Source organism: Lysinibacillus sp. NPDC096382 (assembly GCF_044762845.1).
Lineage (GTDB): Bacteria > Bacillota > Bacilli > Bacillales_A > Planococcaceae > Lysinibacillus.
This window is the reverse complement of record NZ_JBIWFC010000032.1, coordinates 15,150-29,361: the sequence shown is the minus strand read 5'-3', so window position 1 is coordinate 29,361 and position 14,212 is coordinate 15,150. Positions and strand designations below refer to the sequence as shown.

At 39.1% G+C, this 14,212-nt stretch carries 15 protein-coding genes; all 15 read right to left on the bottom strand.

Annotation, left to right across the window (positions count from 1 at the left end; all coding sequences use genetic code 11):
* Positions 1-174: 174 nt before the first annotated feature.
* A complete protein-coding gene (trxB, locus tag ACIQZA_RS25020; RefSeq protein WP_402884537.1) occupies positions 175-1,119 on the bottom strand; it encodes a thioredoxin-disulfide reductase in 945 nt (314 codons plus the stop codon).
* Between the two features lie 99 nt (positions 1,120-1,218).
* Positions 1,219-2,742, bottom strand: coding sequence for a tetratricopeptide repeat protein (locus ACIQZA_RS25015; protein ID WP_142509280.1), 1,524 nt, complete (start codon positions 2,740-2,742; stop codon positions 1,219-1,221).
* 90 nt (positions 2,743-2,832) lie between these two features.
* Positions 2,833-3,450 carry a bifunctional phosphoribosyl-AMP cyclohydrolase/phosphoribosyl-ATP diphosphatase HisIE gene (hisIE, locus tag ACIQZA_RS25010; RefSeq protein WP_402884535.1) on the bottom strand — a complete coding sequence of 206 codons (618 nt, stop codon included), beginning with the start codon at positions 3,448-3,450 and terminating at the stop codon, positions 2,833-2,835.
* Complete coding sequence (gene hisF / locus ACIQZA_RS25005) at positions 3,447-4,208, bottom strand: imidazole glycerol phosphate synthase subunit HisF (protein WP_402884533.1); 762 nt, start codon at positions 4,206-4,208, stop codon at positions 3,447-3,449. The genes hisIE and hisF overlap by 4 nt, the downstream gene beginning before the upstream one ends.
* Entirely contained in the window at positions 4,202-4,834 is a 633-nt protein-coding gene (hisH, locus tag ACIQZA_RS25000) for an imidazole glycerol phosphate synthase subunit HisH (RefSeq protein WP_402884532.1), read from the bottom strand. The genes hisF and hisH overlap by 7 nt, the downstream gene beginning before the upstream one ends.
* On the bottom strand, positions 4,831-5,430 hold the full coding sequence (gene hisB, locus ACIQZA_RS24995; protein ID WP_100544051.1) for an imidazoleglycerol-phosphate dehydratase HisB: 600 nt from the start codon (positions 5,428-5,430) through the stop codon (positions 4,831-4,833). Before hisB ends, hisH begins: the two co-directional genes overlap by 4 nt.
* A gap of 4 nt (positions 5,431-5,434) precedes the next feature.
* Complete coding sequence (gene hisD, locus ACIQZA_RS24990) at positions 5,435-6,709, bottom strand: histidinol dehydrogenase (RefSeq protein WP_402884530.1); 1,275 nt, start codon at positions 6,707-6,709, stop codon at positions 5,435-5,437.
* Positions 6,710-6,762: 53 nt separating this feature from the next.
* A complete protein-coding gene (gene hisG, locus ACIQZA_RS24985; protein WP_142509275.1) occupies positions 6,763-7,386 on the bottom strand; it encodes an ATP phosphoribosyltransferase in 624 nt (207 codons plus the stop codon).
* Positions 7,379-8,551, bottom strand: a complete 1,173-nt coding sequence (locus tag ACIQZA_RS24980; RefSeq protein WP_402884527.1) for an ATP phosphoribosyltransferase regulatory subunit — start codon at positions 8,549-8,551, stop codon at positions 7,379-7,381. Before ACIQZA_RS24980 ends, hisG begins: the two co-directional genes overlap by 8 nt.
* An 831-nt stretch (positions 8,552-9,382) precedes the next feature.
* Entirely contained in the window at positions 9,383-9,925 is a 543-nt protein-coding gene (locus ACIQZA_RS24975) for an acyltransferase (protein ID WP_132362028.1), read from the bottom strand.
* 4 nt (positions 9,926-9,929) lie between these two features.
* On the bottom strand, positions 9,930-10,571 hold the full coding sequence (gene ppaX, locus ACIQZA_RS24970; protein WP_402884525.1) for a pyrophosphatase PpaX: 642 nt from the start codon (positions 10,569-10,571) through the stop codon (positions 9,930-9,932).
* 12 nt (positions 10,572-10,583) lie between these two features.
* Positions 10,584-11,405, bottom strand: coding sequence for a prolipoprotein diacylglyceryl transferase (gene lgt, locus ACIQZA_RS24965; RefSeq protein WP_142509272.1), 822 nt, complete (start codon positions 11,403-11,405; stop codon positions 10,584-10,586).
* Positions 11,406-11,721: 316 nt separating this feature from the next.
* Positions 11,722-12,657 (bottom strand): HPr(Ser) kinase/phosphatase, encoded by a 936-nt coding sequence (gene hprK / locus ACIQZA_RS24960; protein ID WP_142509271.1) that lies wholly within the window; start codon positions 12,655-12,657, stop codon positions 11,722-11,724.
* Between the two features lie 199 nt (positions 12,658-12,856).
* Positions 12,857-13,177, bottom strand: a complete 321-nt coding sequence (gene cccB / locus ACIQZA_RS24955) for a cytochrome c551 (protein WP_142509270.1) — start codon at positions 13,175-13,177, stop codon at positions 12,857-12,859.
* Between the two features lie 52 nt (positions 13,178-13,229).
* A complete protein-coding gene (locus ACIQZA_RS24950) occupies positions 13,230-14,078 on the bottom strand; it encodes a YitT family protein (RefSeq protein ID WP_142509269.1) in 849 nt (282 codons plus the stop codon).
* Positions 14,079-14,212: the final 134 nt, after the last annotated feature.

Here is a 14,212-nt window from a genome sequence, read left to right as displayed (position 1 = left end):
TGATCCCCGAGGAGTCGCCCAGTCTCCACTCCAATCAACTATTTACATAGTAGACGTTTTAACAAAAGTCATCCACAACTTTTGGTGATGAACCTGATCTTGGGCATTCTACTAAAATATTCACTTGACTACACACCCATTTTGGGAGGAGACTGCCCTTATCAATGATCCATTTTAAGCATTAATTTTTTCTAATAATTCTTCCACATAGTGCTGTACTGCTTGTGCTGCAATACTTCCGTCCCCTGTCGCTGTAACGATTTGACGAAGTGATTTTTCACGTACATCTCCAGCGGCGAAAATACCTGGTACTGTCGTTTCCATATTATCATTTGTCAAAATATAACCAGCATCATTTAAAATACCTAGAGACTCAAATGGTTTTGTTAACGGAAGCATACCAATGTATACGAATACGCCATCAGTAGCAAAATCAGATTCTGTACCATCTACAGTTGATTGTAATGTTACACTTCCAACTTTACCGTTAGCCTCATTAATTTCTTTCACTGTTGCATTCCAAATAAAATCAATTTTTTCATTAGCAAAGGCACGATCTTGGAGAATTTTTTGTGCACGTAATTTATCACGTCGGTGCACAATTGTTACTTTATCAGCGAAGCGAGTTAAATAAACGCCTTCTTCAACAGCAGAATCCCCGCCACCTACGACAACAAGATTTTTTTGCTTGAAGAATGCACCATCACATACTGCACAGTAGCTGACACCACGGCCTCCAAGTTCTTTTTCGCCAGGCACGCCCATTTTTTTATACTCGGCACCTGTAGAAAGAATAATTGCTCGCGTTTTATATTCTTTAGTACCTGATTTTATTGTTTTATATTCCTCACCATCAATAATTTCAGTTACGTCGCCATATGCATACTCTGCACCGAATTTCTTAGCATGATCGAACATTTTTGTAGATAGCTCAGGCCCTAGTATTGTATCAAACCCAGGATAGTTTTCTACTTCTTCTGTATTTGCCATTTGTCCGCCAGGGATCCCACGTTCAATCATTAAAGTTGAAAGGTTGGCACGTGATGTGTAAACAGCAGCAGTCATCCCAGCAGGACCTGCACCAATTATTACTACATCATAAATTTTTTCTTCTGACATAAATACTTCCCCCTAAACAGATTTTTTACTTTTTTATAATAATGTTAGTATGTTCATCGTATGTGAAAGTAAAAAGTTATTCAACTATGTTGCTCACGTCTAATTATGAGTGTCTGGTAAAAACATTAAAATCTCTTCAATATACTTCGATAAAGTTGACACTGACACTCCGTATTGTTGAGCGATTTCTTTTTTTGTAACTTTAAGCATTCGGGAAGAACGAAATAAATAATCATTTGCTCCTGCAATAGCTGCTGGATTTGTAAAACGATAATTGTTCATCAATGCTTGCTCACAAAGTACAAACCACATTTGGAACATTGGTGCAATTAATGTCGTTAACTTTTCATACTGTTCTAGTAAAATTTCTGGCACACTAACTGCTCGTATAAAGCTAGCCTCTACTTTGTTTTTCATATCAAATTGATGTCCTAATGCATAGGCGAGGAATAGCTTTTCATACGCATTAAATTGGTCAACATCTATCCATTTTGGATGCGCAATAATTTCCTGTTTATGTGCTGTACAGCTTAATAAAAACAAACCAAATATCCGTTCACTTGTATATTCGCTCTCTAGCTTTTCTACAATATAATCACGGTCATGTTCTAATGCATCAAGTGAATAATCGTTTTCTTCTTGACGCCAAGGTTCAAAGCCTTCTTTATCGGGATCTAGCTCAAGTAGCTGCTCCCATGTACTCTTTGAAATTTCTTCATGTCCTGAGAAATAAGCGGCATGTGATAACCAAAAGTAAAAGCCAGCATCGCCTACATAGCCTCTTTTCTGCATGCTACGCAACCATTTAAATGCTAAATCATATTGTCCAACGAGCGCTAATGTTGCACCCAGCTTGTAGCGATGTTCCCATAAGTATGGTTGAATTTTCACAAGTATTTCTAAAAGATCCTTTAAATCTTCTTCATTTTTTTCATAGTATGCGATAACCGTTAAATTACATAGTGCATGTAAATTCCCTTTATTTTCACGTAATACAGTGTTTAGCAGAGCTTTCGCTTGTTCTGCTTCACCTACATAAAAATAGGCAAGGGCTAAGTTATTATAAGCTGACCAAAAATCTGGTCTATCTTCAATTAAGTCTTCTAGCATTTTAATAGCTTCAGGGAAATCTCCCTTTTCCATACAACGTCTCGCCTGTTCTTGCCGATATAAATCTTCAGCTGAACCTTCAAGCTCCTCAAAATCATCCTGCTCAAAATCAACAAACTCTAATATTTCAGCAGCTTCATCTGCATAGGCACCTTCTGGCTCTATTTGTAAATATTGCTCTGCAAAGCGCTTAGCATCATGTAGGATGCCGATACATCCTGAAACCTCTGCCATGTAAAAAATAATTTCTGGATTGTCTTTATCTATTTGATAGGCACGACGAAGTAGATCATACGCTTCCTCGAAACGTTGACCCTCTAACTCTATTATCGCTAATTGTAATAAAATCATCGGATCATCAGGGCTTAAATCAACTGCTCGCTGTAAATATTTATAGGCTTTATTCATTTGTCCGCTATTCATTGCTTGAATTGATTTTTTATAATAATAGTCGCCGGTTGGAATGAACGACACTATATTCGTTTGATTCTCTTTTTGACGTTTCTTTTCCAAAATATTTCCTCCGAAACAAGAAATAAGGAACGTATTATACGTTCCTTTACACAGTAACTTCTATTATAACATACAATAAGCAATATGCCGTTATTTCTCCTCGTGACGTTTTTCTAACACATGTAACACGTCATAAATACTTACTTTTTGCTCTTGCAGTAATACTAGTAAGTGATAAATTAAATCGGCGGCCTCCCACTTCACTTCTTCTGCATCGCGATTTTTTGCACCTATGACAACTTCAGTTGCTTCTTCTCCAACTTTTTTACAAATTTTATCGATTCCTTTATCGAACAAATATGTAGTATACGTCCCTTCTGGCATTTCTTGCTCACGCTTTTCAATGACCTTTACGAGTTTAGAAATAATCTCAACAGATCCGACCTTGGCATTGTGCTGAATAATCTCCGTAAAGCAAGAAGTTGTTCCATTATGACAAGCCGGTCCAGCAGGAATTACTTCCACAATTAATGCGTCACCATCACAGTCCGCCTTGATAGATACAACTTTTTGCGTATGACCACTCGTTGCCCCTTTGTGCCAGAGCTCTTGACGTGAACGTGAGAAGAACCATGTTTCTCCCGATTCAAGCGTTTTTTCTAGAGATTCTTTATTCATATACGCTACAGTTAGTACTTCTTTTGTATTAGCATCTTGTACAACCGCAGTGACAAGACCTTTTTCATCAAATTTAATGCTGTCAATCATCTCACTGTCACTCCTTTTTCACGTAAGTATTCTTTTACTTGTGCTACGCTCGTTTCTTTATAATGGAAGATGGATGCTGCGAGTGCTGCATCTGCATCGATACCTTCAGCTAATACCTCGTAAAAATGTTCGGCATTCCCTGCACCGCCGCTTGCAATAACAGGAACTGTCACAGCCTCTCTCACAGCTTTTGTTAACGCTAAATCAAAACCGGATTTCTCACCGTCCTGATTCATACTCGTTAATAAAATTTCACCTGCACCTAAGCGAACCGCTTCCTTCGCCCATTCAGTTGCTCGCCATGTTGTTTTGTTTCGGCCCCCATGCGTATAAACCATCCACGTGGCATCTTCTTCGCTATAGCGGGCATCAATAGCTACAACAATACATTGTGCGCCAAAAAAGTCAGAACCTTCTTTAATAAGCTCTGGACGCTCTAAAGCAGAAGTATTCACTGATACTTTATCGGCACCTGCACGTAAAATTCGTTTCATATCATCTAACGTTCGAATTCCACCACCTACTGTGAATGGAATGGCTAATGTAGCTGCAGTTTGTCGTACGACATCCACCATTGTTTCACGTCCTTCATGTGATGCCGAAATATCTAGAAACACAAGCTCATCTGCCCCTTGCTCATCATAAAACTTAGCAAGTTCAACTGGGTCACCCGCATCACGTAATGACACAAACTGTACACCTTTTACAACACGTCCCTCTTTCACATCAAGACATGGAATAATGCGCTTTGTTAACATGATGCCACCCCCTTCAACCATTGCTCTAATAAATGCACACCTAGTTCACCTGACTTTTCAGGATGGAACTGCATGCCCGTAATAGAGCCATTTGCCACAATGCCAGGAACTTTAATACCATGATAATCCGCATAAGCGACAAGCTCCGTTTCATCGATATCAGTTGCATAAAATGAGTGCACAAAATAAACATGCTTTGCCGTTACTTCACCATTTACCCAAGAAGTATGCTTTGTCACTACGAGCTCATTCCATCCCATATGCGGCACTCGATACTTCTGTGCAGCTTTATCACCAGTAAATCGTTTAATGCTTCCTTTAAAAAAGCCCAGCCCCTTCGTCGGGGACACTTCTTCACTTTGCTCAAATAACAATTGCATGCCTAAGCATATTCCGAGAAGTGGTCGATTTTCTGCTTTCACCTTGTGTAAATATTGATCTAAATTCGTTTCAGCTAAACGTTTAATGGCATCTGGAAACGCTCCAACACCAGGAAGTAACAGTGCATCTGTTGCATCTAGCACTGTCTCGTTAGCCGTCACAACAACCTCACAGCCAAGTCGTTTTAATGCTTGTTCAACGCTAAATAAATTTCCCATTCCATAATCAATAACACCAATTTTCACGTTAACAGCCCCTTAGTCGATGGTACACCTTTAACACGTGGATCAATTTCCACTGCTGCGTCAATGGCACGTGCTAACGCTTTAAAAATAGCTTCGATAATATGATGTGTATTATGGCCATAAGGTACGATCACATGAACATTCATCCGTGCCTCAAGTGCAAACTTCCACAAAAATTCATGTACTAATTCAGTATCGAAGCTACCGACCTTTTCCTTCAACTGTGGCACACGATATTCTAAGTGTGGACGATTCGAGCAATCTACAACGACCTGTGCAAGTGCATCATCCATTGGCACAAATGCTGTGCCGTAACGCTTTATTCCTTTTTTATCTCCGAGCGCTTCACGAATAGCTTGGCCTAATACAATTCCTAGATCTTCTGTTGTATGATGATCGTCTATATATGTATCACCATTCGCTTCTATCGTCCCATCAAAAAGCCCATGTTTAATAAATAGGTCAAGCATGTGATCCATAAAGCCAACACCCGTTTTAATATTTGCCTTCCCTTCACCATCTAAATCGATAGCTACAGAAATTTGAGTTTCATTTGTTGTACGTTCAACTTTTGCATATCGTTTCTTTTCAGTCATTGTATTACCCCTTTTCCCAACCACGCGATTCCACTGCACGCGCATGACCCTCTAAGCCTTCCATACGTGCTAGACGTGCAATTTTCGGTGCGTTTTCTGCCCAAGTTTTTTCACTATAAAAGACGACGCTCGATTTTTTCACAAAATCATCGACGTTTAAGCCGCTTGCAAAGCGTGCAGTACTATTCGTTGGCAGCACATGATTTGTCCCTGCAAAGTAATCACCAACTGGTTCAGAGCTATAACGGCCAATGAAAATACCCCCTGCATGTCGTACTTGCTCAGCTACAGCCTCAGCATTTTTTGTGATAATTTCTAAATGCTCAGGCGCTAGCGAATTAATGGCATCTACGGCATCTACCATTGTTTCAGCCACATAAATGACACCGAAGTTTTCTATAGATGCACGTGCTACCTCTTCACGCGGTAAAATCGTTAATTGCTTCTCCACTTCATCAGCTACTTTTATAGCCAATTGTTCAGAAGTCGTTACTAAAATGGCACAAGCTAATTTATCGTGTTCAGCTTGTGATAAAAGATCGGCCGCGATTTCATCAGCAAATGCTGTGTCATCTGCTAACACGGCAATTTCACTTGGGCCTGCAATCATGTCAATTGCTACCTCACCAAACACTTCACGTTTTGCTAATGCTACAAAAATATTTCCTGGGCCCGTAATTTTATCAACTGGAGAAATTGTCTCTGTACCATACGCAAGAGCTGCAATCGCCTGAGCTCCACCGATTTTGTATATTTCTTCTACTCCTAAAATATGCGCTGCAGCAAGCACACCTGGAGGTAATTTTCCATCGCGACCTGCTGGTGATGTTATAACAATGCGCTGGACACCAGCAACTTGTGCAGGGATAACGTTCATCAAGACCGAAGAAGGGTATGCTGCTGTACCACCAGGAACATAAAGACCTACTGCATCGAGAGCAGTAATTCGTTGTCCAAGCCATGAACCATCTGTAAGTTCCAAGCGATAACCTGAACGTTTTTGCTGCTCGTGATAAAGGCGAATGTTTTGAGCAGCTTCTGTTAAATCAGCATAAAGCTGTTGATCAATTGTATTAGCGCCCTCTTCTAACTCTTCCTTCGTGACGCGTAAATAGTCAGGGGCAAAACCATCCCATTTTTCTGTATAAAAACGTATGGCAGCATCACCTTGTGCACGAACATCTTTCAATACTTGACGTACAACCTTTAACTGTTCTTCATTTCCAGCTTCCAGTGGTCGTTTTAAGGAAATACCTTTTTCTAGCTTTACTATTTTCATAGGATTATTCTCCTTTAAATCTAGGGATGACCTCTTCCAGACAGTAGACATTTTTATTTAACGCATTTTTTCAAACGTTTCACGAGATCGATAATACGATCGCTCTTCATGCGATAGCTTACTGGGTTGGCAATTAATCGTGATGATACGTCTGTAATAAATTCATACTTCACTAAGCCATTTTCTTTCAATGTCCGGCCCGTTGAAACAATATCAACAATTCGATCTGCCAAGCCAATCATAGGCGCCAATTCAATCGATCCATTTAGCTCAATAATTTCAACCTGCTCTCCAATACCCTTATAATATTTCATTGCAATATTAGGATATTTCGTCGCTATTCTTGGTGCAATTTCATTCATCGTCGTATCAGGTAAGCCTGCTGATGCGATATAACAAGTACTTATTTTTAAATCCAGCAATTCATGCACTTCTCGTTGCTGTTCTAACAAAACATCCTTCCCGGCAATACCAATGTCAGCTACACCGTGCTCAACATAAACAGGAACATCCATCGGCTTTGCTAATATAAAACGTATTTTCTCTTCTGGAATCTCAAGCATTAATTTACGAGACATTTCGACTTCTTCTGGTAAATTAAAGCCAGCTTCTAATAGCATCTGATATGCCTCGTCAAAAATGCGTCCCTTCGGCATCGCAATCGTTAATTCATTCACCGTCAACGTCCTCCTGTCCCACCACAACTACTTCTGTAAAGTGTGCTAAAAAAGCTTCTTCATCGACAAGGCTACTCCTTAACTGTAAGGTAACCTGCTTACCGGGTACACGTAGCGTCTGTACCTTGGTAAGAGCCGCTTCAAATTGTTCTTCCTCAAATAGCACGACTGTAGCTTCTTGTCGTTCATCAGATTGCGCATCAATTGTTTCTAATAGGCGGTCAACACGAATACTAAATCCTGTAGCACCTACTTTTGAGCCAAATACCTCCAGCAATCCGTCATAGCGTCCCCCATTGCCTAATGGAAAACCACTGCCGGTTGCAAACACTTCAAATAACATGCCTGTGTAATAACTCATGTGACTAGAAAGTGTAAAATCAAAGGCTACATAATCCGCTAAGTTTGCCATTTCAAGTAGCTTAGCGAGCTGTTGCATATATTCTAATGCATCATTTTTTCGCACATATTTTTCAATATCTTGAATTTCTTTCAAATGCATTGCTTCTTCAATAAATTGCAATAATGCATCGGATTTTGTTTGAGGTAAATTAAATGATTCTACTGCGTCTTCAAACCCTACGTAATTGCGCTGTACAAGTAGCGTCCGAAGTATATTTTGTTGTTCAATACTTTCTGTATAATCTTGTAAAATGCAATTTAATATACCTGCATGTCCGATCGTCACTTTAAATGTCGTTAATCCTAATTGCTTTAATAACTCCATTGCTGTCACAATAACCTCAGCATCGGCATATACGGAATTGTCTCCAATTAACTCAATCCCCATCTGATCAAATTCTGCTGGGCGTCCACCTTCCGCTTCCTGTGCGCGAAAGACACTAGCAAAATAAGCAAGGCGTAAGGGAATCATCTCTTTTAATAATTTTGATGTTGCTACTCGTGCAATCGGTGTTGTCATATCAGGTCGTAGTACTAACGTGTTGCCCTGGCCATCTACTAATTTAAATAATTGCGCATTGGCTATCGCTGATGCTTTGCCGACTGTATCAAAATACTCTACTGCAGGTGTTTTAATAAATTCATAGCCTCTTCTGCATAAAAACTCTCGCCCTGTATTTCTTACAGCCTCTACCTTTTCAAAAATTTGCGGAAATGTATCGCGCATTCCAAGTGGTTTTTCAAACATTTTAATCGACGACAATTTTGACACTTCCTCACGTTTCACTTTAACTCACTAGAGTATTAGAGAATTAGATTATGAAAGAATTCTAACTTATTTCTTCTTGCTAGTCAATGCAACTCCGTTTGAATTATCAAATAATTTCAATACTGATTATTCTGTTAATTATACTCGAAAATAAATAAATTGAAACGTATTCAGCAGAGCAAGTTTTTCTCTCTTTAAACTTGTAAACCTTTAGACAAAAAATCTTTTTTGCTCTTCGGGAGGTGGATGTTGATAAAATTTAGAAGTTGGGCAATAAAACTAAAAAGTTGGTATAAACGTTGAAATAAATACAGGGAGTGGCGAGTATGATACCCTCGTTCGGTTAGCCAGCCATTGATATAACTGGGTTCTAGGCTAGCGAATCATGCGAGTAAAGGCTCCGTGTCAAGTTGTAATTATTCACGCACTTGTATAGAAACGTAGTTAGTCAGCGAAAGTAGACATGATTAGACTAGCAAAAATGTACATTGGTATTTTTATGGTAGGTTGATTTGAGTGAACTTAACGACATAATAAAGTAAAAGACGGATGTCGATAAAATTTAGAAGTTGAGTGATAAAACGTGAAAGTTAGTCGATAAAATTCAAAAGTTGGGTGATAAATTCTAAAAGTGTTCCGATAAACTAAAAGGACGCCCTCAGGAAGCTTTGCTCTGTGCGAAAGCGAAGCGGCAGCGATAAAGCGCCCAGTCGGAACGGAAATTCAACCCCTCTTTTTGCCGGAGAGTCCTACTTAAATTTCATTATTACAATTGTTTTCAACAAAAAAACTGTGCACAGTAAAGCATGCACAGTTTAGATGTTATTATTTTTTCGGCGTGCACCATTCCACTACTTCATTGCGTTTGCGCTCCGCCATTTGTTCAGCTGTATAAATTATTTGCATAGGATTACCGCCTGCTAGACAGCCAGCTGGCACATCCTTATGCACAAGGGTTGCAGCTGACACAATCGCACCGTCACCTATCGTAACACCTGGTAGTATCGTTGAATTGGCGCCAACCATCACTTCATTGCCAATATGAACATCTCCAAGGCGATATTCCTCTATTAAATATTCATGCGCCAAAATAGTCGTACTGAAGCCTATAACGGTATTATCACCGATATGAATACGTTCTGGAAACATTGTATCTGGCATCACCATTAAAGCTATGGAAGTTTGGTCACCAATCTCCATCTTTAAAAAAGATCGATACAGCCAGTTTTTCACACGTAAAAATGGTGTGAAGCGTCCAATTTGAATGACAACGAAACACTTCATCACTTTCCAAAAGGACACCGTATCATAAATATTCCAAAGCGAGTTTGCTCCTTCGACACGGTAGCGTTCTGTTTTACGTGCCATTTACTTACCCCGCTTTCACAATTTCAAATAAATCCGTCATATGATGCAACATATATTCCGGCTTGAATTGCTGTAAGTATTCCTCACCTTTAAAAGCCCATGCGACACCAGCTGCTCTAACTCCAGCGTTATGCCCGGCCACAATATCATGAGAATTGTCGCCAATCATAATGGCATCTTCCTTGTTTATACCAAGACGTTCAAGCGCAAGCAAAACTGGTTCTGGGTCAGGCTTTACATTTTTCACATCATCCGTGCCAATACGGATGTCAAATAAATGACTTGCACCTAGTACAGATAGACCCCGATCTATCATCTTATTACGTTTTGTAGATACAATCGCTAACTTGATGCCCATAGCCTTTAATTGCTCTAAAGTAGATACAACTTCAGGATATTGAGTGACAAGCTCATCGTGATGTAATTCATTATATTCACGATATTTAGTAATCATTGCTTCCTCTTCACCAGGAGCAATGTCAGAAAATGTCTGTTTCAAGGATGGCCCGAGGAATTTCAGGCAATCTTTTGGCGAATATTGCCCGGGAAATCGCTCGTTTAAAACATGCATAAATGTTTGAATGATTAAATCATTTGTATTTAGTAATGTACCATCAAAATCAAATAGTAATGCCTTTACAGTCATGCTTTGCACCCCTTATTTATGATCTAAATACTTTACTGCAGGTTTTACTTTTATACGACGGTAAATAATCGCGCCAAGCCCTACTACAATACCTATGATTGAAACAATCTGAGCAGAGCGTAAATCTCCTACTAAATATAGACTATCTGTACGCATGCCTTCTATATAGAAGCGACCGATTGAATACCAAATTAAATAGCCGAAGAATATTTCACCACGATTTAAATTTACTTTGCGTAAAACTAATAAAATAATGAGCCCAATAAAGTTCCAGACGGATTCATATAAAAAAGTAGGATGTACATATGTCCCTAATTCTTCAACATACATTTGATTAATAATCCAATCCGGTAGCATTAGATGTTCTAAAAATCCACGTGATACTGGACCACCATAAGCTTCCTGGTTCATAAAATTTCCCCATCGGCCAATTATTTGCCCAATTAAAATACTCGGTGCCGCAATATCCGCTACTTGTAAAAAGCTAATATTTCTTCTACGAGTGAATATGTAAGCTGTCAAAAAGGCACCAATAAGAGCACCGTGAATAGCGATACCACCATTCCAAATTTCAATAATTTTCCCAGGGTTTTCACTATAATAATCCCAACGCATCGTAACATAGTAAATACGTGCACAAATTATGGATATAGGAACAGCCCATAGTAATAAGTCCGCAAGAAAATCCTCGGGTAAGCCTCTCTTCACAGCCTCTCTTTGTCCTACAATATAAGCTAAAATAATACCCGATACGATTAGTAACCCATACCAACGAACAGGGATAGGTCCTAAATGGAAAGCAATCGGATTAATTTCTAATAATAACAAGTCCATCTTATACTCCTCTCAATTCATTACATTTGCAAAAAAATTCTAATGCCTCGGCATAATTGCGTCCGGAATCGACTTTGTGCTTGTACAAAGAACTTTCCGATTTCCGTGACATCCGCCGGAGGCTTAGGCCAACACGATGTTGGTCACTTAGGCGTTTTCACAGGATGTGAAGTTCGTTCCTCTATTTCAGCATGATATTTGTACACCCACTGAAAAGTAACTCGTATTCATCTCACTACCTATAAGGTCGAAAACTTCTGTACCTGTCGCTGCGCTTTCGGTACAAAAAACACTCGCTGGAAAAAGTTAAAAACGATTAGTCGTCCAATTCATCTGTTGATGAGATTACTTCATCTAATCGTCTAGAAAACTCCTCGGCTGCATTAACACCCATCTTTTTCAAACGATAGTTCATTGCTGCTACTTCAATAATAACAGACACGTTACGCCCAGGTCTTACAGGAATCGTTAACTTTGTTAATTCCGTATCAATGATTTTCATTTTTTCTTCCTCTAAACCTAGACGATCATATACTTTTTCTGGATCCCATATTTCTAATTCGATAACTAATGTGATACGTTTGTACGGTCGTACCGCACTTGCTCCAAAGAGTGTCATAATATCGATAATACCAATGCCTCGAATTTCGAGTAAATGTTCTAAAAGAGGAGGTGGACTCCCAATTAAAAAATTCTCTGATTCCTGACGGATCTCTACACAATCATCAGCTACTAAACGGTGCCCCTTCTTGACAAGCTCCAGTGCTGTTTCACTTTTCCCTACACCACTTTTTCCGATAATTAGCACACCGATGCCGTATATATCAACTAAAACTCCGTGAGCAGCAGTCATTGGTGCTAAGCGACCTTCTAAATAGTTAGTTAGCCTACTCGAAAATTTCGTTGTTGTCATATGCGTTTTAAATACAGGTACATGTTTTTCATTAGACGCCTGTATAAGTTCCTTAGGTACCTCTAAATCACGAGAAATAATAATAGCTGGTGTATCCTGCGAGCACAATAAACGCATGCGCTCCAGTTTCACATCTGAAGGCAGCATTTCAAAAAAGGATAGTTCTGTTTTTCCTAGCAATTGCACTCGATTGGCAGGATAATGCGTAAAATAGCCCGCCATCTCGAGCCCAGGTCTTGAAATATCACTAGTAACAATCGTTCTTCCTATTCCTTCCTCACCAGCTAATAGTTCTAACTTAAATTTCTCCATAACGTCTCTTGTTAATACTACGACCAATGTTTAGTAGCCTCCATTCAAAGGAATTGAATATGTTTTGTCCTAAGTTAACTAGCAATCAGCCTAATGATTGCAGTTTCACCTTATTTTAGCATGTCTATGTATAAAAGAAATGTATTTACACTCTGTCTGCCCTGACTAAAAAATCTACAAAATATAAAAAACTAGCGGTTCTCCAGCCCGCTAGTTTCATTTTGTTTTATTTTTGAGTAGCTAACCATTTGGCAACTGCTTCTGCATCCGCACCTTTAATAACACCAGGAGGCATTGTACCTTTACCATTTTCAATAACATTTAAAATTTCTTTTTCTGTTAAGCGAGAGCCTACATCGCTAATTTTTGGTGCATTATTTTGGCCTTGTAGCTCGCTACCATGGCAAGCGATACAAGATTTCATAGCAATTGTTTCGCCATTTGGAGTAGCAGTTTTTGAACCTTCAGTTGAAGTTGTTTTACCTCCGCCACAAGCAGCTAAGAAGATTGCTGAACCAATCGCTAAAGTTAACATTGCCTTTTTCATTAGGGCCCCTCCTAAAAGTAAATAAGTATCTTTCCCCGACATTATACCAAAATTATGCACGTTTGAAACCTTCTCCTAACACCTCATAAGCATCAGAAACGATAACAAACGCTGATGGGTCAACGTTTTTAATGAGTTGTTTCAGCTTTGTGAATTCTGTTTGGTAAACAACAACCATGAGCACTGGTCGTGCTTCCCTTGTATAGCCACCTATAGCAGGCAACTTTGTCACTCCCCGATCAATCTCGGCATAAATGGCATCACGTACTTCATCTTGTTTCATCGTAATAATATAAACCATTTTAGACTGACTTAAGCCGAGCTGAATAATATCAATCGTTTTTGTAGTGACATAAAGTCCAATCAGGGCATACAAACCTTTCTCTAAGTCAAAAACAATTGCTGCACTAATCGCGATAATCCCATCAATTAAAAGTACACTTGTACCAAGCGATATGCCGGTATACTTTGTAATTATTTGTGCTAGTAAATCAGTGCCACCAGTAGAAGCATTCCCCTTAAAGACAAGTCCTATTCCTAAACCGACCACAATACCCCCAAAAAGTGCGCCGAGTAGAGGATTATCCGTCCATGGTCCCCAACTGTTCGTTAGTAATACAATAAACGGTAATGTTATTGTTCCAATAAACGATTTGATTCCAAATTTTTTCCCAAGTACTACTACACCTGCTATAAATAATGGAATATTGAATGCATATTGTATAAAGCCTGGATTCCAACCAAATAAACCGTGTAAAATTGTACTAATCCCACTTACTCCGCCAGAAGCTACTTGATTTGGCAGTAAAAATACATTGAAGCCAATAGCAATAATTGCTGCTCCCACTATAACGTACATATACTCTACAATGCTTTCCCTTACACCACGAATTTGACTCATTTCCCCACCCACTTCAACTATCAGAATCTTTTAAATACGAGATGATTATAGCAAATAGTATTCGCATTGAGAACTTCGTCTTGATGAAGGAAACATGTAATTTTATATTTTAGTTCATCACCATAACGTGTGGT